Origin of the sequence: Bacillus arachidis (genome assembly GCF_030285945.1) — a bacterium.
Classification (GTDB): domain Bacteria; phylum Bacillota; class Bacilli; order Bacillales; family Bacillaceae_G; genus Bacillus_A; species Bacillus_A arachidis.
Genome location: NZ_CP127376.1, coordinates 1,616,724 through 1,636,916, shown reverse-complemented (window position 1 = coordinate 1,636,916; position 20,193 = coordinate 1,616,724). Strand labels below are relative to the sequence as shown.

The 20,193-nt window shown below is 34.3% G+C and carries 25 protein-coding genes and 1 pseudogene; 8 read left to right on the top strand and 18 right to left on the bottom strand.

The genetic code is table 11. From position 1 onward, the window contains the following. Nucleotides 1–34 precede the first annotated feature (34 nt). The 4 genes from QRY57_RS09920 (at nt 35) to QRY57_RS09905 (ending at nt 1,862) form a co-directional block, all read left to right on the top strand. Nucleotides 35–214, top strand: a complete 180-nt coding sequence (locus tag QRY57_RS09920) for an H-type small acid-soluble spore protein (RefSeq protein ID WP_001102752.1) — start codon at nt 35–37, stop codon at nt 212–214. A 331-nt stretch (nt 215–545) separates the two neighbouring features. Continuing rightward, the gene (locus QRY57_RS09915; protein ID WP_286017308.1) at nt 546–881 is read left to right on the top strand and encodes an antibiotic biosynthesis monooxygenase family protein; all 336 of its coding nucleotides are present in this window, start codon (nt 546–548) and stop codon (nt 879–881) included. A 3-nt stretch (nt 882–884) separates the two neighbouring features. Then, the gene (locus tag QRY57_RS09910) at nt 885–1,490 is read left to right on the top strand and encodes a dienelactone hydrolase family protein (RefSeq protein ID WP_286017307.1); all 606 of its coding nucleotides are present in this window, start codon (nt 885–887) and stop codon (nt 1,488–1,490) included. Nucleotides 1,491–1,502: 12 nt separating this feature from the next. Continuing rightward, nucleotides 1,503–1,862 (top strand): hypothetical protein, encoded by a 360-nt coding sequence (locus tag QRY57_RS09905; RefSeq protein WP_026591764.1) that lies wholly within the window; start codon nt 1,503–1,505, stop codon nt 1,860–1,862. 64 nt (nt 1,863–1,926) lie between these two features. On the opposite strand, the gene QRY57_RS09900 is transcribed toward QRY57_RS09905, so the two are convergent. The 6 genes and pseudogenes from QRY57_RS09900 to QRY57_RS09875 form a co-directional block, all read right to left on the bottom strand. Further along, nucleotides 1,927–2,106: a DUF3951 domain-containing protein gene (locus tag QRY57_RS09900; protein ID WP_286017306.1), complete on the bottom strand. Its 180-nt coding sequence runs from the start codon at nt 2,104–2,106 to the stop codon at nt 1,927–1,929. A gap of 62 nt (nt 2,107–2,168) precedes the next feature. Then, complete coding sequence (locus tag QRY57_RS09895) at nt 2,169–2,480, bottom strand: AzlD domain-containing protein (protein WP_026591766.1); 312 nt, start codon at nt 2,478–2,480, stop codon at nt 2,169–2,171. Further along, nucleotides 2,471–3,196: an AzlC family ABC transporter permease gene (locus QRY57_RS09890; RefSeq protein WP_286017305.1), complete on the bottom strand. Its 726-nt coding sequence runs from the start codon at nt 3,194–3,196 to the stop codon at nt 2,471–2,473. Before QRY57_RS09890 ends, QRY57_RS09895 begins: the two co-directional genes overlap by 10 nt. Before the next feature lie 13 nt (nt 3,197–3,209). Beyond that, nucleotides 3,210–3,619: pseudogene (locus tag QRY57_RS09885) on the bottom strand (TrmB family transcriptional regulator); the annotation flags it as partial. A 265-nt stretch (nt 3,620–3,884) separates the two neighbouring features. Continuing rightward, entirely contained in the window at nt 3,885–4,298 is a 414-nt protein-coding gene (locus QRY57_RS09880; RefSeq protein ID WP_286017304.1) for an NUDIX domain-containing protein, read from the bottom strand. 98 nt (nt 4,299–4,396) lie between these two features. After that, on the bottom strand, nt 4,397–5,302 hold the full coding sequence (locus QRY57_RS09875) for a DNA-binding domain-containing protein (RefSeq protein ID WP_286017303.1): 906 nt from the start codon (nt 5,300–5,302) through the stop codon (nt 4,397–4,399). Between the two features lie 180 nt (nt 5,303–5,482). Between QRY57_RS09875 and QRY57_RS09870 the strand changes: the two genes are divergently transcribed. Beyond that, nucleotides 5,483–6,085: an HD domain-containing protein gene (locus tag QRY57_RS09870; RefSeq protein ID WP_026591771.1), complete on the top strand. Its 603-nt coding sequence runs from the start codon at nt 5,483–5,485 to the stop codon at nt 6,083–6,085. A gap of 128 nt (nt 6,086–6,213) precedes the next feature. Further along, on the top strand, nt 6,214–6,678 hold the full coding sequence (locus QRY57_RS09865) for a VOC family protein (RefSeq protein ID WP_286017302.1): 465 nt from the start codon (nt 6,214–6,216) through the stop codon (nt 6,676–6,678). 265 nt (nt 6,679–6,943) lie between these two features. Here the strand turns inward: QRY57_RS09865 and QRY57_RS09860 are convergent, their stop codons facing one another. The 9 genes from QRY57_RS09860 to QRY57_RS09820 form a co-directional block, all read right to left on the bottom strand. Then, nucleotides 6,944–7,765 carry a GNAT family N-acetyltransferase gene (locus tag QRY57_RS09860; protein ID WP_286017301.1) on the bottom strand — a complete coding sequence of 274 codons (822 nt, stop codon included), beginning with the start codon at nt 7,763–7,765 and terminating at the stop codon, nt 6,944–6,946. A gap of 31 nt (nt 7,766–7,796) precedes the next feature. Beyond that, the gene (locus QRY57_RS09855; protein ID WP_286017300.1) at nt 7,797–7,973 is read right to left on the bottom strand and encodes a hypothetical protein; all 177 of its coding nucleotides are present in this window, start codon (nt 7,971–7,973) and stop codon (nt 7,797–7,799) included. Nucleotides 7,974–8,105: 132 nt separating this feature from the next. Continuing rightward, on the bottom strand, nt 8,106–8,909 hold the full coding sequence (locus tag QRY57_RS09850) for an ABC transporter permease (RefSeq protein WP_286017299.1): 804 nt from the start codon (nt 8,907–8,909) through the stop codon (nt 8,106–8,108). Further along, nucleotides 8,906–9,889 (bottom strand): ABC transporter ATP-binding protein, encoded by a 984-nt coding sequence (locus QRY57_RS09845; protein WP_286017298.1) that lies wholly within the window; start codon nt 9,887–9,889, stop codon nt 8,906–8,908. Before QRY57_RS09845 ends, QRY57_RS09850 begins: the two co-directional genes overlap by 4 nt. Before the next feature lie 10 nt (nt 9,890–9,899). Beyond that, nucleotides 9,900–10,709 (bottom strand): ABC transporter permease, encoded by an 810-nt coding sequence (locus tag QRY57_RS09840; protein ID WP_286017297.1) that lies wholly within the window; start codon nt 10,707–10,709, stop codon nt 9,900–9,902. After that, entirely contained in the window at nt 10,700–11,671 is a 972-nt protein-coding gene (locus tag QRY57_RS09835; RefSeq protein WP_286017296.1) for an ArsR/SmtB family transcription factor, read from the bottom strand. Before QRY57_RS09835 ends, QRY57_RS09840 begins: the two co-directional genes overlap by 10 nt. Nucleotides 11,672–12,055: 384 nt before the next feature. Next, nucleotides 12,056–12,790: an oxygen-insensitive NADPH nitroreductase gene (nfsA, locus tag QRY57_RS09830; RefSeq protein WP_286017832.1), complete on the bottom strand. Its 735-nt coding sequence runs from the start codon at nt 12,788–12,790 to the stop codon at nt 12,056–12,058. A 197-nt stretch (nt 12,791–12,987) separates the two neighbouring features. Continuing rightward, the gene (locus QRY57_RS09825) at nt 12,988–13,305 is read right to left on the bottom strand and encodes a magnetosome magnetite crystal formation protein family (protein ID WP_026591779.1); all 318 of its coding nucleotides are present in this window, start codon (nt 13,303–13,305) and stop codon (nt 12,988–12,990) included. A gap of 112 nt (nt 13,306–13,417) precedes the next feature. After that, nucleotides 13,418–13,999, bottom strand: coding sequence for a YdcF family protein (locus QRY57_RS09820; RefSeq protein WP_286017295.1), 582 nt, complete (start codon nt 13,997–13,999; stop codon nt 13,418–13,420). Between the two features lie 180 nt (nt 14,000–14,179). On the opposite strand from QRY57_RS09820, the gene QRY57_RS09815 reads away from it, so the two are divergent. Next, complete coding sequence (locus QRY57_RS09815; protein ID WP_286017294.1) at nt 14,180–14,857, top strand: DUF421 domain-containing protein; 678 nt, start codon at nt 14,180–14,182, stop codon at nt 14,855–14,857. A 20-nt stretch (nt 14,858–14,877) separates the two neighbouring features. Here QRY57_RS09815 and QRY57_RS09810 read toward each other — a convergent pair whose 3' ends face one another. Together QRY57_RS09810 and QRY57_RS09805 are read right to left on the bottom strand one after the other, a co-directional pair. Next, nucleotides 14,878–16,233 (bottom strand): MATE family efflux transporter, encoded by a 1,356-nt coding sequence (locus QRY57_RS09810; RefSeq protein ID WP_208016874.1) that lies wholly within the window; start codon nt 16,231–16,233, stop codon nt 14,878–14,880. 97 nt (nt 16,234–16,330) lie between these two features. Then, entirely contained in the window at nt 16,331–17,164 is an 834-nt protein-coding gene (locus QRY57_RS09805) for a MerR family transcriptional regulator (RefSeq protein ID WP_286017293.1), read from the bottom strand. Between the two features lie 302 nt (nt 17,165–17,466). Here QRY57_RS09805 and QRY57_RS09800 point away from each other — a divergent pair, with 302 nt between their 5' ends. Then, a complete protein-coding gene (locus QRY57_RS09800) occupies nt 17,467–18,624 on the top strand; it encodes a cation:proton antiporter (protein WP_286017292.1) in 1,158 nt (385 codons plus the stop codon). Nucleotides 18,625–18,674: 50 nt separating this feature from the next. Here QRY57_RS09800 and QRY57_RS09795 read toward each other — a convergent pair whose 3' ends face one another. Beyond that, nucleotides 18,675–20,030 carry an aspartate aminotransferase family protein gene (locus tag QRY57_RS09795; RefSeq protein ID WP_098301739.1) on the bottom strand — a complete coding sequence of 452 codons (1,356 nt, stop codon included), beginning with the start codon at nt 20,028–20,030 and terminating at the stop codon, nt 18,675–18,677. Nucleotides 20,031–20,193: the final 163 nt, after the last annotated feature.

Below are 20,193 nucleotides of genomic sequence, written 5' to 3'. Positions count from 1 at the left end.
AAGCAACAATAGTAAAGATGGGAGGAATGTAAGAATGAATGTACAACGTGCAAAAGAGCTATCCGAGTCATCAGAACAAGCGCATGTTAGTTTTCAAGGCCTGCCTGTTATGATCCAACACGTTGATGAAAGCAATGAAACCGCCCGAATATATGATGCAACAAATCCAGAACGTGAATTAACTGTTCCGATTAATAGCCTGGAGGAACTATAAGAAATCCCACTTCAGTTTTATTTGAAGTGGGATTTTTCTTATTTTTGTGTTTGCGTATATGCGATGAATGGCCATCAATTTTCTTTTCCCAATATTTTGACCATCACTGGTACAAATAATGCTAATGTTACAAATGCAAACAACAAACCCACTAAAGTGAGATTCATTACTTTTTCGATAATTCATCCAATACAGTACGTGATATTTCAAACCCGAACATTATATGCTTTTTAAAAATCTTATTACAAATAAATCCCATTGCACAATATGAATTTATTTTCAATTCATAACTTTATGATAAAATATATTTTATTATATTTGGAGGTGTAAAATGGAAAATTTATTTTCTGAAAAGCCCTTTTATTACGCAGTTATATTCACTTCCCAGCTTTCGCAAGACACTACTGATTATGACGATGTTGCAGAAGAAATAGAAAAACGCGCTAAAGAACAACCTGGATTTATAAACGTTGAAAGCGTACGGGATACATCCGGTTTTGGAATTACAATTTCATATTGGGAATCGCTTGAAGCAATTAAACAATGGAAAGAGAATGCAGCACATACTATAGCAAGACAAAGAGGTCGTGAACAATGGTATGGACAGTTCCATGTGCGGATTTGTCTTGTTGAAAAAGAATATGATTTTCATAGGAAGGAGTTTTAATTGATGAATCAGAAAGTAGCTCTTATTGCTATACACGAAATATACGGAGTAAATGAACATATGCAGGATATCGTTACAAAATTCTCTTCTCAACATGTAGATGTCTTCTGCCCAAACCTTTTACAATTAAACTCTCATTTTCATTATAATGACGAACAAAAAGCTTACTCTCATTTTATAAAAAACGTTGGGTTCCAACATGGAAAAGAACAAGTTGAGGAAATGATTACGACACTTTCAAAAAAATATTCATGCATAGGACTTATAGGCTTTAGCGTTGGCGCAACCATCTCTTGGCTATGTAGTAAAAATTCAAAAGTTAATTTCGTTATTAGCTGCTATGGCTCTCGCATACGAGACTATTCTTATATGATTCCTACATGTCCTACTCTTTTAATTTTTCCGGAAACAGAATTAAACTGTTCAGTTTCCTCTCTTATTGCAACATTGCAAGAACAAAACAACCCATTTCTACATATACACCAGTTTCCAGGATATCATGGATTTTTGGATCCTTATACTGCAAAATATAACGAAGAATCTACAAAACAAGCATACGAAATGATAGATTCATTTCTTCAAAAAAATGGAACACAACAAGTATATTGAAGGAGTTTTGATATGCCATTTACATTACTTTTACTCGCTTTCGTTTTTCTAATCATTACCATAACATTAACTTTCATTTTTATAACTCTTAAAAATCAAAAATATTTAAACCGTCCTTATCGCCATTCCTTTATCGTTATGACTTTATTTCTTGGACATTGGATTTTAGTTTTGACTAGTTTCTATACATTACTCCCCAACTATATTAGCGATTTTATTTTTCTACCAATCTGGTATTTTCTTTGTATTTTAGGATTTATGGTTTTCATAAAAGAATGGAAAAATAACCGAGTTATTTCTGTATCCGTCGGTGCTTTCTCTTTTATTAGTCTACTCTTTGGCATACTATTACAAGGAATTTCTAAAATGTAGGTTTGGTTTACAGAACGCTCCTCAAAACAGAAATGAATAAATGAAAGGGAAGAAAAGTCTACTATTAACTTTTCTTCCCTCTATTTTTATCTTCACTTTTACGGGACTGTACTGTGGTGGATTCACACGGTGTGTAATAAATTTGCGGGGTTGCTTTTTGAACAAGCATTGTATAAGTCGCAAGGCCAATGATAAAACAAATAAACAATGTAAACAAGATGACACCTATTGTTACAATAATCATAACACCACCCCTTTGTTAATCATGCTATTACACTTTTCGATACAATATGAGCGAAATCCTTGTTATAGGAACAATCGTAACAAAATAATCACAATCACACCTGTCAATACCGTTCCTAATAAACTTCGCGTATAGATAGCAACAAAGAATGTCGGGATTGCTGCAATTAAATAATCCCATTGCATTGTTTTATTCATAAAGAGTACTTCGGCAAGGAGCGCTGCCAATATAGCAATAGGTATATAACTTAACCATTTTAAGCCCCAATCTGGAATTTGTATTTTACTAAATACTATAAGCGGTAATAGGCGTGGGATTAAAGTAACTACACCTGCTCCCATTAAAAGTAATAACACATCGAGTCTTACTTCCATTTTTCAATCACCACCCCTATCGTTGCTGCTGTAAGTGTTGCAATGATAACAGCTACGCTTGCTGGAACAAAAAAATGTACGCTATATGCGATTACAATTGCCGCAATCGCAACGCTAAGATGAATTGCCACTTTTGGATGACTGCTCATTAACTGCAAAACAAATAATCCAATGAACATAGCAGGTAAAGCATAATCCATACCATATGTATGAGGGTCTGGTATCCATTCACCAAAAATACCACCGATGACATTCGCAATGATCCAGTTTAAGTATGCTGTCACATTTAAACCAAGCATCCATCTTTCGCTTAAATATTGCTTTTTTGAAGCTTGCTGAACCGCAAGACCAAATGTTTCGTCTGTAATTTGCGAACCAATGATCATATTTTTCAAAAAAGGAACTTTCATTAAATATGGTGCGAGCGCAGCACTCATTAACAAATGACGTAAGTTAACAAAAAATACGGTGAAAATGATTGCAGAAGCAGGAGCTCCAGCTGCAAACATACCAGCGAGTATAAATTGTGAGGAACCAGCATAAATCAAAGTAGACATAAGCGCAATTTCTACTAAAGAAAATCCAGCTGTTTTTTCAATTACACCTGCTGCAATACCAATACTTAAATAACCGAGTACAGTCGGTAAACAGTCTTTCACGCCTTGCCGAAATGTTTCATTACCATGCAGCGTCACCTGTGCTTCAGCCCGGTTCATTATTCTTCCCCCTTCATTTTTTCATGAGTCTTTTCCCTGTTACAACGTGAACTAGATCTGCATTACCACGCCATAGTGTATCTAGTTTAACCGGACCGAACTCTTGTGTAATTTCTTCGATCATAATATCATGACGAACATATTCTGTTGCGACAAGCACTAGTGCTGGATCATATGTTGTCACAGCCCATGATGTGCTATGCTCTGAAAAGTTAGCAATCAAAACCTCTTTCCCATCGCGTGCAACAACTGTTAAAGGTCCCCCATTCGCTCTTTCACAACATCTGGCGTCATATAATTATGATGAAAGGTTGTTCCAATTTTTGTTTGAGGTGCCCCAAAAAGAATAGAAAATATATGTACACCCTCCTGCTCTTTTCTCCGAATCAATGACTCAAACTCAGTTACTTGTTGTTCCCATAATACCTACTAATATAAAAAGAAAAAAATGGATAGTCAACAAAATTCTGAATTTTATTTCAATTAACGGAAATAAGCTATCTTTAAAGAAGATAACCTATTTCACCACTCTATAAATCTATTTTGATTTTTCGACATATCACGCTTCTATGCATGTCCGGATGCTCTCTTCCACCTAAAAGGAAAGGTTTTATTTCGTTTTTTCAATTTGAATTTATATGATAACAGTACTTAGTCCTCAGTGAAAGTTTTCTTCCTTACTAAAAGCTTATTTCAATTTCTCGTATTCTTTCAAAGCATTTTGTAAAGTTAAAGTTAATCGTTTTGGTAGACGCTCTAACGAAAACCACCCAATTTCACTAATAGCGTGTTGTTCTCGATTTTCTGCTATCCCGTTTTTTACTTTTGCAATATACGTCGGACATACCCAATGCGCTTCTTCATCAGGTAAAATGTGATTCGTCACACATAATAGCGACGTGAGTTCGATTTCTAGTCCTACCTCTTCTTCAATTTCCCTAATAACTGTATCTTCCACTGTTTCCATCCATTCTACTTTCCCACCAGGAAGACTCCAGTGTCCTTGCTCCGGTGCCTTCTTTCTCTGCACAAGCAGTAACTCGCCCTGCCCATTTAAAATAAATGCCCCGACACCGACGCGTGGATGTAATTGTTGGCTCATATTAACTTCTCCTCTTAATTTGTAAGTTTTCTTGATTTTAGCATAAAAATAATAGAGCTACTCTCTATCAGTTTCATAAAACCAATAGAAAGCAGCTCTCATTGTTTCATAGACATCATTTGTTCTCTCGTGTCTATTTTGTTATGATGAAATTTATTTTTCTTCAAATATTGCTTGCATATATTCACAAAAGACGGTAATGTTCGAATTTGATCAATATCAGAGCTCTCAATGAAATGATTCATTTGATTTGTCATTTCGTTCATACTAGAAATAAGCTCCTCTTTTTCATGCCTCAATCTCTCATTTTCAGCACGAAGATTTTGAAGCTCTTTCTGTATATCTTGTGTATTATCTTCTTTTCTATGCCTAGCTGCCATACTTGAAAGTTTATAAATTCCTTCCATAAACTGATACAGTTCTTTTTTCTGCCCTTCCGCACCAATTGTTTCAAAATTATCGACAATACCTGATAATATAGTAACTAGATTATTTTCTGTCTTTTCATTTTGGAGCACTATACTTTTCCCTTCATTCCACTTCTCATTTATATGCTGTTCTGGTTCGTGTTTTTTCTTGCGTCCAGGTTTCCCCTTTTTTATATTTTCAAACGGTAACTCTTGTTTTTTTAATTTATAGTACGTATTCTGTAGTTGACTTTCCGTTTTCGGAAATAAATGTAGATTCTCTTTACTAATCGCCTTTGAAGTATCTGCAATATTTAAATTATAATGCTGACAAAATTGATACGTAGCATATAAAAATTCCAGCTCTGATTTCAACCACATCATTTGGGATTGCTCGTATGCAAATACCCCGCCCACTTTTTCAATATCCCTTTGAAAGGCTACCATTTTATGATATAAGTCCATTAACTCTGCATACGTTACATGGAATTTCCTTTCTATTTCCCTACACTCTTCTTCTACTTTCTGAACATTTTTCATTCCACTCACTATATTTTTCAAAAGATCTAGTACATGAATTGCTGTCTGTTGGTACATTTTATATTCACTCCCACTCAGCATTTTTGCAATTTCAACTTCTTCTTTGTCTTTTGTAAAAATAAAAAAATATTATAAAAATATTTTATAATATTTCTGAATTGTCCGTCAAATAAGTGTGAATTGACACATTCTATTTTTATATTAAGATTATTTTATAGTAATGTGAGGGGGATCTAAATGGAACATAATATTCTAAAAGTCATTGCACTAGCTGAAAAACTAAAGTTTGAAATGAGACACAGTTGGCTATCTAACGGTCGACAAGAGAGTGTTGCTGAACATACGTGGCGTATGTCGCTTATGGCTGTTTTAGTTCAGCCTTATTTAGATGAGAAAGTAAACATGGAAAAACTATTAAAAATGGTTATTATCCATGACCTTGTGGAAGCAGAAGCTGGGGATATTCCTGCTTTTGATACAATGAACAGCGAACAATTACAATTGCAAAAACAAGAAAATGAACAGAAAGCTATTTTAAATATTAAACATACATTAAAGGGTTCTCTTGGGGATGAACTATATGATTTATGGATGGAGTTTGAAGCAAAAGAAACATACGAAGCGAAAGTTGCAAATGCTCTTGATAAACTAGAAGTTAAAATTCAGCATAACGAAGCTGACATCGATACGTGGCTTCCAATCGAACATAAAATGACATTCCAAGTTGCAAAACATACAGATTTTGACTCATTCTTATCTAAATTACAAAAAATTATTGAACTAGAAGGCGAAAAAAAATTAATTGCTGCCGGCATCGATGTCGAGGCATGTAAACAGTAACAGCTCATGATTAATGAGCTGTTTTTTCATACTTTCGTATGAGCTATCCCTCATCCTTTTTATCGATTCATTCTAGAAATATATGGATTAAAATAAACTAAAAAACATAAGAAAGAAGGTATTATTTTATGATTAAAGGATTATATGAAGCACATCTACCCGTTCGTAATCTAGAAGTATCCATACCGTTTTATGAATCATTGGGTTTAAAACTATATAATAGATATGAGAATACTGCTTTCTTTTGGATTGTAGAAGAACAAAGTTGGCTAGGTCTTTGGGAGGGGGAAGAATATACAACTCCCTATCATCCGTCACTGCGACATATTGCATTTCAAGTAGACTTCGAGTTTCTTCATACATCTACTCAGTGGCTGAAAGACCGAAGCATTGAACCCGTTCCATTTGGAAATCGAATTACCACTGAACCTTTCGTTCGCCCTAACCAGGGCAATGCTTCTATTTATTTTAAAGACCCAGATGATAATAGTATTGAGTTTATTAGTTTTGTCGATGTTCCAGACGAACTAAAACATACTACAAAAAAACTTTCTTTAGAAGAGTGGAATACGCTTTCACAATTCTATTTATGATTAGATGGCTTTATAGCTAGACCCCTCTGGGCAGTATACTTGCTCAAATCATTAGCATGAAACCTTTTTCATTAATCGTATTTCTTTCATCTTTTTGACATTACATATTTTATAAGGAAAAATGACTTGTATAAGTCGCTTTTCTACATCAAATTTTTTTATTCATGTTAAAAATCCTATTATATCGTAACAAAAATACCCCAAACAGAAAAAGAACAAATACATTCTTTTTTCCTTGGGGTATTTCTTATTTTCTTTATTCAAATTAAAATTGATACTCAAATACGATGTAATCAAAAAGGTTTGTAAACCCTAAGCTCTCCGCTATAGCAATTGAAGGTTTATTCACTTCCATACAGTCCCAATAAGGCACATAGCCTTGTTTGAAACATTCTTGAACAAATGCATGCGCGACTTTCTTGGCAAGATTCTTCCCTCGATGTTCTAGAATTGTCTCAATATTCACCGTATGCGTATTCTCACTTACAAATCCTGAAAAGCAAAGACTCACCACTTGATTCTCATACAAAATCACATACCCTATTCCTTTTTCAAAAAATAATTCCACCGAATTCCAAAATGATGTAATCTGTGAAACGAAAAATGATTGTTCGAGCAAAGAGTATGTTGCAAGATTTTCCCTCGTTACTTTTAATACTGTATATGTCTCATCAATCGTTGGTTCATTATATATTTTATACGCACTCTCATATAATTTGTATACTTTTTGATTGGATTCCTCATATGATTGTTCACACAATATTTCTCTAATTGTACGATCCCATCCTACTTGATAACCAAATCCTTCAAACCACTTCAAGTCCAAACCGGCTGCTTCTTGTGCAATTTGTTCCCTTAAAACTTTTTTTATTTCAAGGTTAAACATTGTATTATTTGCATCACCAATAAATACAAAACCGTCTAAATTTCCAAGCCAAACTAAACCAGACCGTGGTTCGCTTACATTGTCTACAAATATGCGGCCCGAATTATTCCCTTCAATGATTGCTTGCACTTCAATTTGCCTTTCCTTGTCTAGAAGATGTTTGCAATTCATAAACTTGTTTTTCTGCAATTCGTATATCATCTTTTTTCTTTCCCTTCCTATTTATCAGAGCTTAGGTTTCATCACTTGCTGTACAATCTATGAATCTCTGCAATAACTTTCTATCTTCTAGAAAGGAAATGGTAATACCTTCTATCTCTTCACTTATTTTCCAATCAACTTCACAAATTAACTCATCTGGATCACATTTTTCTTTATTTCCTCCAATTATTTCGATCTCATAGTACAAAATATGAACATCCTATCCTGTTTCCTCTTTTACTTCCCGTATACAACACTCCTCAAAGGTTAGCTTATCTCATTTCCCATCATTATTTTTACATAATGCCGCTGCACCTAGAAATATTCCTCTCTCCGTTCCTTAAAATAAAACCATATTTCCTGTTCGTTTCGCATGCTTTTCAGCTTTCCGAACAAGCACGTATGATATGCCAACTAAAATAATTAATAAGCTAGCTAATAACCCTAACTCTGGAAGTACATTTATAATATTTTTACCATCCATTAATAATGAACGGAAAATTTGAAGTACATACGTTAATGGAAACAAAGCTGCTAGTACTTTGCCCCATAGTGGTAATACAACAATTGGAATACGTACACCTGCAAAAAATTGCATCGGTTCTTCTAATATTGTAAATAGAATACTAGCATCTCGTGAAAATAAAAAAATCGTATTTAAGCAACCTCCCCACACAACAGCTGAAATACATAAAATCATAAAAGCAAATACGATATTTTCAACTGGTGGTATCGGTCTGTCATTCAGAAACAATGCGATGAGAATCGAAAACATCGTAAACATCCATACTCCTTCTATTAAATTTGCACCTGCCCGGCAATACATCATCCATACGCGCGAGGCTGGTGTTAAAAAGATAAGTTCAAGTGTTCCATTTTGGCGTTCCCATGACATTTGCCATGCCGATTGAACGAGGCTCCAAAAGAAAACATATCCAATATAACCTATAAGGAGAAAAAAACTAATCTGCTTTGGATCCATCCATTTGGCAAGTGGACTACTATTTGAGGTATCAAATGGCTTCACCGAAAAATAAGCAGTTGCAAAAAGTAACACCGGCCAAATGAACAAAGAAAAATAAACCATCTTACTATGAAAATGATTGCGATGACTCTTTTTCCATTCCGCCAAAAATATATTCATGCACTCACCTCATTTGCAATTTGTAATATCGCGTCTTCCAACCTTGCTTTATGTGTTTCTAACTGTACTATACGAATTTGATATTTTGTTAATAATGATAAAACCGTTGTTGTCATATCAAAAGACGCTTTCAATTGATAACGTATATGTTCATCCATCTGTTCTTTTTCATGTTGAATTTCTTTCATCCCTAAAGAATGTTCTAATCGTCCTATCATTTCATCCTGCATTTCTGGAATTACAATTTCTAAGTGATATTCACGGACAATCGATTGGATAATATTTTCAGGAGTTCCTTCATAAAGAAGCCGACCTTTTTCAATGATGTAAAGCCGATCACAAAGTTCCTCTACTTCTTCAAGATAATGACTCGTTAACAAAATCCCTTTATTTTGTTCCTTTGCCAAACGATTTACCATTTCTCTCAACTTTTTCGCTACAGGGGCGTCTAGTCCTAATGTTGGTTCATCAAGAAATAAATAGTCTGGGTCATTAATAAGGCCTCTTGCAATTTGTAAACGTTGCTTCATTCCTTTTGAATATCGTTCTACAGGCATATTAGCTGCTTCCTTTAGCTCTACTTGCTGTAAGAGGAACTGAATACGTTCTTCTAATTCAACCCCTTTTAATCCATACAAACTTCCAAAATACTGCAAGTTTTCTTTCCCTGTTAAACGCCAATATAACATGCGTTCTCCACCTGCAATCATATTAATTTTTTTCTTTACAAATAAATCTTGCTTCGTGCTATCTATACCATCAATTTCAATCGTACCTGAAGTTGGTTCCAGAAGCGTTGCTAGCATTTTTATCGTTGTCGTCTTCCCAGCCCCATTCACACCTAGCAATCCTACAATCTCTCCTTTTTGAATAGTTAAATCTAAGCCATTTACCGCTTCAACTACTCTTCTCTTTTTACGAAAAAAACCTACTTTCTCTTTCAACTCATACCGCTTTACAAGTTGTTTTGCTTGTATCATACGAATCCCCCTATGCAAAATGTTTTTCAATCACATACTTCTCCATTCGTTTCATCGTGCATACACCTGCAATAAAATACGCCATCCCTAATCCTAATAACCACAGAAGTTCATTTTGTATGGAAGCAATATTTCCTCCCTCAATCATGCACAATCGAAATGCTGATAAACCATGTGAGAGCGGCATGAATAAACTCATAGGTTGTAGGAATGCGGGAAGATATCCTACTGGAAAAAAGACTCCACCCACAAGACTCATAAAAATAAACAATGTATTCTGTGTTAAATATGTATCACGAAAATAAAGCATAAACGCACCCAATACTAACGCTTGGGCGAATATTGCAAAGAAGAAAATAACTAACAAAAGTACCACAGGTATCATATTTATTTCTCGAAACTGTAATCCAAAAAACAAACCAAAAATAAAAATTGCGATGAATTCAAGCCCCACACGCAATATTCCTTGTATAGCTGCTCCTAGAAAATATCCTTGCCGAGATGATGGCGTTAATAATAAAACATCAAGTGTCCCTTCACGCAGTTCGGTTATTAGTGTCCTGCTCACAATCATTAATAGAGAAACAGAAAATGAATAAAAAACAGCTCCTAATATAACATAAGAAAGATAATCATCCGTTTTCCCTAGCTTTGCAAAGTTAACATCTAGTTTTCCTTGAAACATAAAATGATACGTTAAATAAGCAAACAATACGATATATACACCAGTTAAAATATGCCCTAGAAAAAATGACCATGGATATGCTCTACGCATCGTATAGAAATCACGACGAAATGTAGCCTTAAACGTTAGCCACATGTTCTTCCCTCCTCCGATTTTTGAAAAATTGGGAAATCCATAAATTGGTCTAAATCAACACGAATTTGTTCTAATCGTTCTCGATTTGTTTTATAAAATACGTAATAACCTTTTCGTTCCTTTTGTATAAGCCCTGTAGACTCTAACATTTTCAAATGACCGGAAACCGTTGATTTTGTAAGACTATATCGCTCTGTTAATTGCTGTGTACAAAAAGATTGAAAGGATAAATCTCTTAACATTTTTAATCTCGTTTCATCTGAAATCGCTTGTAAAATTCCTAAAAGATCCTTCGGTACCTCATCTGCAAATGACGATGTAATTTGCACCTCATAATATACTTTTATATGTGTTGAAATAAGGTTATCTATTAATAAATGAGGCGCGACAAAAGTTGATGGATATAACGTAATTGCTGATAAATCCTCATAACAATATTGCCACGTACGAGCTTTTAAAAAAGTTATCTCCTTTTCATCAATTAAACATCTCGGATGCAATTTTCTAGAAAGAGACATCGGATTTTGTTTCATTATTTCTTTCACATCGTATACAGATTGTTCTAACCATGGTTCAATCCGAAACAACTCCCGTGCAAAGTAACGTTGATGATACTGAAGTAAAAAATCACATACGATCTCTTTTTCTATATTTGGGAACATTTCCTGAAACTTTTTTCTATCTGATACTCGTAATTTTTCAATTCCTTCTTCTACATAAGCTTCTTGCTGAAACTCAGAGCACCAATCTATAAAACGAAACCAATCATCACTCGCATTATTAATTGCGTGCATAATTTCTCTTTCTTCTTCTTTCATTTGATTTAACACATCTTCCGCCCACTCTAATCGTTTCATATGATGAGCAGGATTACATAAAACATGTAAACTTACTAGCATTTCGCGAAATGGTGAATATACAACTTTGACATGTCGCTGAAACCATGATGTATCTTGCAACATAAATCCCCCTCTCTTTGATTCGTTTTCCATCGAATCAATTTTATAATTTTGCAAAATTATTCAGTATATTAACAACTTGTAATGTAAACGTCAATGGAAATTTAGTGATTTTTCACAAAAAAAGACCTAAGCTTACGCAAAGTTCTTCTCATTAAATTCTTTCATGTTTTTAAAATATAGAAGTGTTTCTTTCTCCTCTCCCCCATCAAACAAAATTAAGTTGCTTGATGATTTCAGCTACAATTTCGACATAAGCCGAACTAACTGCTGTAATAATTTCAAATCCTTTACTTTCAACACACTGATACATATTCGAAACCCAAAAGGCTTCCCCTGCTTAAATAAAAAAGCAAATCCTCACTCTTCGGATTTGCTTTCCAAGCTTTATCTTTTATTAAACCCTTTTCCATTCAAAAATCCCTTCATATGCATGCGCTTCTCTTTTGACATAAAAGCACTCATTGACCCTGTCCATGTTACATCCTTTTGATTGGTAGACCTTCCCTTATAATATTCATTCGTTGTTCGGTCATATTCTTCTAGTAATTCATCATATTTATTTTCGACATATGCATTTTCATGTAAAATTGCTTCAACTGGTAGGCGCGGTTTCACTACATGTTTTTCATCTGGTACTCCAACTGTCATTCCAAACACTGGATATACTTTATCTGGTAAATGAAGTATATCACTAATTTCTTCTGGATTATTACGAATTCCACCAATATAACAAATACCATATCCTAGTGACTCTGCAGCAAGTGCTAGGTTTTGCGCAAACAATGATGCATCTACTGTAGCTACAATAAAGTCCTCTACACCATCATATTTAATCTCTGTCCCATGTTTCTCGCATGCTTTTTCTAAGCGTTTTAAATCAGCACAACAAACAAAAAATGCTGCACAATCTTTTACATGACGATTTCCAGATAGCTCTGCTAATTGTGTTTTTAATGATTCATCTGTTACATATATAACAGAATATGCTTGCACAAAATGTGATGATGCTGCATGCTGAGCTGCTTTTACCATTCTCTCAACTGTAGTCTTTGAAATCGGTTCTTGTTTATATTTACGAACTGATGTATGCTGTTCTATTTTATTTATAATTTCACTCATCATAAAACCTCCTTATTTCCTATTACTGAAAAATTAACATATTTGTTTCATTTTTCTCAACATTTATGCCCAGCTAAAAATTTCTATATACTATGTTCTTTTTTCGCATTAACCAAATTGTAACCTTTCAATTCTATACACAAAGAGGACGAATTGTTAACCATTCGTCCTCTTTCGTTCCTGACATAATCAGTTATTTAAGCTGCTTTCAATACTCTAACACCCTTTACAATATTCCAAACGAAATAATAAATTCCTACAATTGCAAACGTTACATATGTTACAATCATGCCAATTCCAACACTTGCTGATTCTCCAAAACTTAAACCGAATACACCCGAAAGTGCTATTCCGCCAAACAAAATTGCATATGGGAAAATATGTGTCCACAATGCTTTTTTCGCATGATATTTCACATCTTCCTCTGCAATAAAGTAGACGATGATTGGAAATAGAAATGGTGCAAAGAAAAGACTAAAGTAACAAAGAGAAGATAAAATATTATTGCCTTTCATACGATTCACCCCTAAAGTTTCGTTGTTTTTGTTACCTTTATTATGTCATGCAACTACTTTAGGAACTATCGCTTTACCTTTCACTCAGATTACATTTTTGTAAGATTTATCGCTATATGCGATTCAGTAGCCAATACTGTGTAATCGCAAAATATTCCCGAACATTCGACTGAATGATAATAGGTTTTGGCGTTTTAGCGGCAAGTCCATCTACCTTCAACCCTTGTTTTATAGCAATTTTTTTAGCTCGAAACATATGAAAGTCATTTGTAACAATCATCCCTTTTTTCTTATTTGCTGGAATAAGTACCTTTGAAAATTCAATATTCTCGTCTGTATTTGTTGAACGATCTTCCATAATAATTCTTTGTTCTGCAATATTCTGCTTCATTAATCCTTGTTTCATAGCTAGCGCTTCCGAAATAGCCTCTCCTTTTCCTTTCCCACCAGATACAATTACAATCGTCTGTTCATGTGTCTTTAAATATTCCGCGGCTTTATCGATGCGGTATTGTAAAGAATAGGAAGGCTCCGTTCCTTTCACCTTCGCACCTAAAAGAATCATGTAGTCTACATCATCTGGCGCTTTCATATGGCCATGTTTATAAATGTTGTATTGTAAAACACCCATATAACCTACTATAATCATCATCAAAATTAAACTATACCTTATTAACTTTTTCTTCTTGTACATTCATATTTACCCCTACTTTTTCTATGTTTTCATCATAATATCCTCGCAATTATTTGTATAGTTTCAATTTCCAAAGATATCCTAATTCAGTATCAAAAAGTAATATTTATAATGAATAAGGGAATATTGGATAAGGTATACACAATTTATAATGTGAATTTGCATTAAGGGGTGCAAACATTGATTGTTTTTTTATGTAATGTAACATTATTCTTTTTATTATTTCTTATCTCGCTTAAACTACTAGGAAAATCAGCACTCGCACAGCTTACACCACACGATTTCGGGGCAATTATCTTTTTATCCTATTTAGCTTTTCGAGCTGTTCCCGTTGATAATGCTTTGCAAGCTATTGTAGGTATGATTGTGATTACATGTCTCCATCTTTTTATTACAAAATTAAGCTTGCTAAATAAACTAAATCGTTTTATTCTCGGTCACCCCATTATTTTAATTAAACATGGCGATATTGTTTTTGAAAATCTAAAAAAAAGTAGATATCCCATTGCCGAATTACTTTCCAATCTTCGCGTAGCAGGATATCCTAGCGTACATGAAATCGAATATGCCATTTTAGAAGCCAATGGCGCCATTAGTATTTTACCAAAAAGAGAGCTTGTCCCTCTCACTCCAAAAGATATGCATATAGATGTAAAATATGCAGGATTACCAATTGCCCTTATCGTTGATGCACAAATTCAATACGATAATTTAAAATTAATTCATAAAAATGAAAAATGGCTTCGGAAAGAGTTACTAGAAAAAGGATTTGAAGATATAAAAAACATTGCATTTGCTTCTGTACAAGAAACTGAAGGCTCTTTTGCAATTAGCCTAAAAAATAAGAAATCCCCTTAAATACGCTAAGGGGATTTCTATCATGCCACATGTTTTCTTTCTATATTTCGTACTGATACCGGATTATAAATACGATTCATTCCAAATACAATAATCGCTGTTAATAATTCCGCAGCCGGCATTACAAGCCAAATTCCGTTCACTCCAAACAGTTTTGGCATAATCCAAAGCAATGGAATAATAAATAATAATCCGCGACTTAAAATAATTAAGACTGATTTTGTCGTTTGTCTTACTGACTGAAAATATTCTCCGTACACGATGTTATAGCCTAAAAATACATATTGAATAAAGAAAAGACTAATCCCGTTTACCGTTAACGTAAGTAATTCTGTCGACTGAACATCAAACAATCCGATGATATATTTCCCAAAGAATAACCCTATCACAATTGCTACACATCCAAGTGCAACAGCTGTTTTCACTGCAAATTTTAGTCCTTCTTTTAACCGCTCAGGTAAATTTGCACCATAATGAAAGCTTGCAATTGGTTGCAAAGCCGCTCCAACACCAAAGAACAATAACAAAGTCATTGAGTGAATACTATTTACCATCGCATAAGAAGCGACCCCTAGTTCTCCAGCATATTGAATAAAAGCTATGTTAAAGCCAATCGTTACAATTGCTACTGTTATCTCTGTTGTAAAACTCGGAAAACCAATCACCATGATTTGCTTAACTGTATCCCATTCAAAATGAAATTTCGTCCATTTTAAAATACTGTTTTTTCTAAAGAAATGGCTTAATAAAACAAGAAAACCAATTGCTGCAGATAAAATTGTAGCTGCAGCTGCACCAGTTACCCCCCAGCCAAATATGAAAATAAAAATATAGTCAAAAACAATATTTAATAACGCTGTTACAACAAGTCCTGCCATCGCTAAATTTGGATTGCCATCGTTTCGTATAAACGTACTTAAAATATTTTCTAGTACATATATCATTCCAAATGTTAATAATACAGTTAGATAATCTAATGCGTACGGCAGAATTACTTCATTAGCTCCAAATAAATAAGCTAAATCTTCTATTCTCCATAAACAGATGACCATTAAAGCACCAACAATTACCACAGCTACTGTCATAGACTGTGTAAAAATTGATCTCGCTCGCTCAATTTTATTTTCACCTAACGCTATGGAGTATAGTGTAGCTCCGCCCATTCCAATCCACAATGATATAGAAAAGAAAATGGAAAAGGCCGGGATAGCAACGTTTACTCCCGCTAAAGCATTCGCTCCGACGCCCCTGCTAATCATAACGGCATCGATTACAATATTCACGGACATTAATACCATTCCAAGAACCGCTGGTATTAAATATGATAGAAATAAACTTTTTATTGGTTTATCTCTTAATTTCTCAGTTGTTTCCATAACAAAATGCTCCTTTACAATTCTCTGTTCACATTTTAAACCTTCAAGTTACTTGAAAGTCAAGCGAGAATAAAAATACATTTTTGTTATACAACCGCTACTTCCTCTTTATTACTGGAATTTGTATCTCTGTAACCTGCTCTTCTGGATTCTCCGTCACAGACCAGTCAATCAATGCAAGCTCAATTGCATCTCCTGATACTTTATATCCTTTTCTTTCAATTGTTTTTAACAACTCCCTATAAGTCCCATCTGTTTCTTCATATGGACCATGATGGTAGGAGCAGGCAAACATTCCTTCTTGAATAGCAGCTGCAGTATCCACTTGAAATGGCATATAATCCAGCAAAATAAAAATGCTGTTATATTCTTGAAATTTATTTTGAAAAAGGCCCTCTTTTGACACTGTTACGCCAATATCCCCTGAAAATAAACTATCATCAATTTGCTTCATATTTTTTTGAAGCGAATGTATATAATACTCGAGCATATCGTCCGTTACATTTGGTGCAATTGACAATGCAGTAATTTTTCTTTTTGATAATTTCTTAAATGTTACATGATTCACTTTTGATGCGGTAGCTTCTTGCATCATTTCGATTTTATGATTTATTTTTGCTAACGAATATTCAATTTCCCTTTGTTTCTTCAACATCATTTCTTGTTGTTTTTCCAGCAAATTTAAAGCATAAGATGGATTTCTTTCATCAATATACTTCTTTATTTCCTTTAAAGAAATATTTAACTGACGTAAAAATTTAATTGTATCTAAGAGCGAAAATTGATCAATTGTGTAATATCTGTAATTTGTTTGTGGATCAACAACCGATGGATGGAAAATCCCTTTTTCGTCATAATATCGCAATGTTGATTCTGCAACATTATGCATTTTCGCCATTTCGCCAATTGTAAACCGCTGATTAAATAACATATTTCTTACTCCATTTCTATCAAATAAATTAATTTCTTAAAAACAAATTTATTTTTCTTTTTCGTCTCCTTCATTATATAGACATATATTCCTTATTCAAAATAAATCATCCAAATTAAAATATGCCAATTTAGCATTGATTTTTCTTGAAAATTATTATATATTTATCACGAGTTCAAATTACAAGTTCAAAAGAACTCGTATAAAGACCTCTTGTTTAATGTGTGTTACATATTGTTTTACATTAAGCAAATCCCGAGAAATCGTATAATAAAAAAACTAAAAGGAAAAGGGGAGATGAGATGGAATTTTTCTTTCAAATTGCGTTAATTTTATTAAGTACAAAAATTGCTGGTGACATTAGTGTCAGATTAGGTCAACCTTCCGTACTCGGAAAATTAATCGTTGGTATTGTAATAGGTCCAGCAGTATTCGGTTTAATTAACAACTCCGACTTACTCACACAGTTAAGTCAAGTAGGAGTTATTCTTCTTATGTTTATGGCAGGTCTAGAAACAGATTTAAAAGAACTAAATGAAAATCGTAATTCTTCGTTAGCTGTTGCTGTTGGTGGTATCGTTCTCCCATTTGTAGGTGGTTACGTTGCAGGTCTTGTGATGGGAATGGAACAAGCAAATGCGGTCTTTTTAGGATTACTTCTATGTGCAACAAGTGTTAGTATTTCTGTACAAACACTTCGTGATTTAGGAAAAATGAAGACGCGTGAAAGTACAACGATGCTAGGTGCGGCTGTTTTTGATGATATTCTTGTTGTTATTTTACTAGCATTTGCTATGAGTTTCCTAGGATCAGCTGATGTAAGCTTAACTATAATCATCTTGAAAAAAGTGGTCTTCTTCGCATCTATTATCTTAATTGGTTGGAAAGGTGTTCCAATGATTATGCGCTGGTTATCGCCACTACGCGTATCAGAATCTATTATTAGTGCAGCCCTTATCATTTGTTTCGCTTTTGCATATTTTGGCGAACTATTAGGAATCGCTGGTATTATCGGAGCATTTGCAGCAGGTATTGCAATTTCTCAAACGGATTATAAACATGAAGTAGAAAAGAAAGTAGAACCAATTGCCTATGCAATGTTCGTCCCAATCTTCTTTGTAAGTATCGGTATGAACATTACGTTTGTAGGGATTGGAGATAAAGTGTGGTTTATCTTAGTATTAACAATCATTGCTGTGTTAACAAAGCTAATTGGTTGCGGATTCGGAGCACGTATAACAGGATTTGATTTCCAATCTTCTACAATTATCGGATCTGGTATGGTTTCACGTGGTGAAGTCGCTCTTATTATTGCAGGACAGGGGCTTACTTCTGGACTACTAGCACAAGATTACTTTACAGCAATCGTTATCGTCGTTATTTTAACTACAATGATTACACCGCCAATGTTAAAATATTCATTTGGCGTAAAAGATAGACAATTAAAACAAAGTGCATAAGACAGTTGTAGCAAAATGAAAAAGCAAGCCATTATACGGCTTGCTTTTTACTATGAAATACGTTCCATTGCTGTCTTCAATGTCCCGACAACAAAAGCAATTTCTTCACTTGAAATAATAAGCGGTGGTGCTAATGTTAACACGTTATTATAACCTGCTGTTGTCATTCCGTTACGTCCAATGATTAACCCTTTTTCTTTACAAGCATTCACTACACTTGCAATTTTATCATTATCAATTGGTTCTTTTGTCTCTTTATCATTTACTAACTCCATACCAACTAATAACCCTTTTCCCCTAATGTCTCCAACAAACGGATGATCTCCAATCTCTTCCTTTAACTGTTTTAATAAAAGCGATCCCATTTGTGCAGAACGCTCGATTAAATTTTCATTTTCCATAATTTCCAAGTTTTTAAGTGCTAATGCACAAGCAGCTGGATTCCCGCCAAACGTATTAATATGCCGGAAAAATTCATATTCTCCAGTCCCCTTAAACGCTTCATAAATTTCTTTCTTCACTGCTGTTGCTGATAATGGTAAGTATGCACTTGTAATCCCTTTTGCCATTGTAATAATGTCAGGCTTTACATCATAATTCATAAAACCAAACGCTTTTCCAGTACGTCCAAAACCACAAATTACTTCATCACTAATAAGTAGAGCTCCATGTTTTTGACAAATTGTATGAACAGCTTTCATATAATCCTGAGGTGGCATCAAAATACCACCACCTGTAATAATTGGTTCCATAATAAATCCAGCTATCGTTTCACTTAGCTCCCACGTCATAACACGGTCAATTTCCTTCACACACTCTATATCATAAATGTTTTGCGATTCCACCCCTGGCATTCGGTAACAATCTGGCGGCGTCACATGTAAAAATCCTGACGCAAACGGCTCATATTGATATCTACGCTGCGCTTGTCCTGTCGCTGCCATCGTCGCCATTGTATTGCCATGATAACCGCGATAACGTGACATAAATTTATAACGATGTGGTTGCCCATTATGTGCACAATATTGCCTTGCAATTTTAAAGGCCGTTTCATTAGCTTCTGATCCACTATTAGAGAAAAAAATAACATATTCTCCTCCAAGCCACTCATTTAACTTTTCAGCAAGCTGAATTGCGGGTTCATGTGATTGAGACATTGGAAAATATGATAGTGTTTGCAATTGCTCATACGCTGCATCAGCAAGTTCTTTTCTTCCATACCCACTATTCACACACCAAAGCCCACTCATACCATCTAAGTATCGTTTCCCCTCTATATCTTCCACCCAACATCCTTCGGCTTTTGCCCCAACCATAGTGCTATTTGGGCTAAAAGGGCGCATGCCATGCCAAACATACTTTTCATCCTTTGCTAATAACATATCTGTTTGTTTTGTTTTCACCATACATTCCACCTTCCAAAACAACTTATATTTCTTCAAGCTGTATTGGTGCCATGATGAGATAAAGTTTTCTCTATTTATTTTCATTCCACATGAACGAAACAAATCCTACCAACTGCAGCGTAATATTTTTAAGCAAAACCCCAAAATAATAGAGCTCTCCAAG

Excerpts from the sequence above, each read along its gene's own strand:
- QRY57_RS09820 (WP_286017295.1), bottom strand. The coding sequence starts at position 13,999 with ATGTACAAGAAGAAAAAGTTAATAAGGTATAGTTTAATTTTGATGATG.
- QRY57_RS09860 (WP_286017301.1), bottom strand. The coding sequence starts at position 7,765 with ATGATATACGAATTGCAGAAAAACAAGTTTATGAATTGCAAACATCTT.
- nfsA (WP_286017832.1), bottom strand. The coding sequence starts at position 12,790 with ATGAGTGAAATTATAAATAAAATAGAACAGCATACATCAGTTCGTAAA.
- QRY57_RS09810 (WP_208016874.1), bottom strand. The coding sequence starts at position 16,233 with ATGGAAACAACTGAGAAATTAAGAGATAAACCAATAAAAAGTTTATTT.
- QRY57_RS09865 (WP_286017302.1), top strand. The coding sequence starts at position 6,214 with ATGATTAAAGGATTATATGAAGCACATCTACCCGTTCGTAATCTAGAA.
- QRY57_RS09920 (WP_001102752.1), top strand. The coding sequence starts at position 35 with ATGAATGTACAACGTGCAAAAGAGCTATCCGAGTCATCAGAACAAGCG.
- QRY57_RS09880 (WP_286017304.1), bottom strand. The coding sequence starts at position 4,298 with ATGAGCCAACAATTACATCCACGCGTCGGTGTCGGGGCATTTATTTTA.
- QRY57_RS09825 (WP_026591779.1), bottom strand. The coding sequence starts at position 13,305 with ATGAAAGGCAATAATATTTTATCTTCTCTTTGTTACTTTAGTCTTTTC.
- QRY57_RS09835 (WP_286017296.1), bottom strand. The coding sequence starts at position 11,671 with ATGTTGCAAGATACATCATGGTTTCAGCGACATGTCAAAGTTGTATAT.
- QRY57_RS09795 (WP_098301739.1), bottom strand. The coding sequence starts at position 20,030 with ATGGTGAAAACAAAACAAACAGATATGTTATTAGCAAAGGATGAAAAG.
- QRY57_RS09840 (WP_286017297.1), bottom strand. The coding sequence starts at position 10,709 with ATGTGGCTAACGTTTAAGGCTACATTTCGTCGTGATTTCTATACGATG.
- QRY57_RS09905 (WP_026591764.1), top strand. The coding sequence starts at position 1,503 with ATGCCATTTACATTACTTTTACTCGCTTTCGTTTTTCTAATCATTACC.
- QRY57_RS09850 (WP_286017299.1), bottom strand. The coding sequence starts at position 8,909 with ATGAATATATTTTTGGCGGAATGGAAAAAGAGTCATCGCAATCATTTT.
- QRY57_RS09890 (WP_286017305.1), bottom strand. The coding sequence starts at position 3,196 with ATGAACCGGGCTGAAGCACAGGTGACGCTGCATGGTAATGAAACATTT.
- QRY57_RS09915 (WP_286017308.1), top strand. The coding sequence starts at position 546 with ATGGAAAATTTATTTTCTGAAAAGCCCTTTTATTACGCAGTTATATTC.
- QRY57_RS09895 (WP_026591766.1), bottom strand. The coding sequence starts at position 2,480 with ATGGAAGTAAGACTCGATGTGTTATTACTTTTAATGGGAGCAGGTGTA.
- QRY57_RS09900 (WP_286017306.1), bottom strand. The coding sequence starts at position 2,106 with ATGATTATTGTAACAATAGGTGTCATCTTGTTTACATTGTTTATTTGT.
- QRY57_RS09870 (WP_026591771.1), top strand. The coding sequence starts at position 5,483 with ATGGAACATAATATTCTAAAAGTCATTGCACTAGCTGAAAAACTAAAG.
- QRY57_RS09845 (WP_286017298.1), bottom strand. The coding sequence starts at position 9,889 with ATGATACAAGCAAAACAACTTGTAAAGCGGTATGAGTTGAAAGAGAAA.
- QRY57_RS09910 (WP_286017307.1), top strand. The coding sequence starts at position 885 with ATGAATCAGAAAGTAGCTCTTATTGCTATACACGAAATATACGGAGTA.
- QRY57_RS09875 (WP_286017303.1), bottom strand. The coding sequence starts at position 5,302 with ATGTACCAACAGACAGCAATTCATGTACTAGATCTTTTGAAAAATATA.
- QRY57_RS09805 (WP_286017293.1), bottom strand. The coding sequence starts at position 17,164 with ATGTTATTTAATCAGCGGTTTACAATTGGCGAAATGGCGAAAATGCAT.
- QRY57_RS09800 (WP_286017292.1), top strand. The coding sequence starts at position 17,467 with ATGGAATTTTTCTTTCAAATTGCGTTAATTTTATTAAGTACAAAAATT.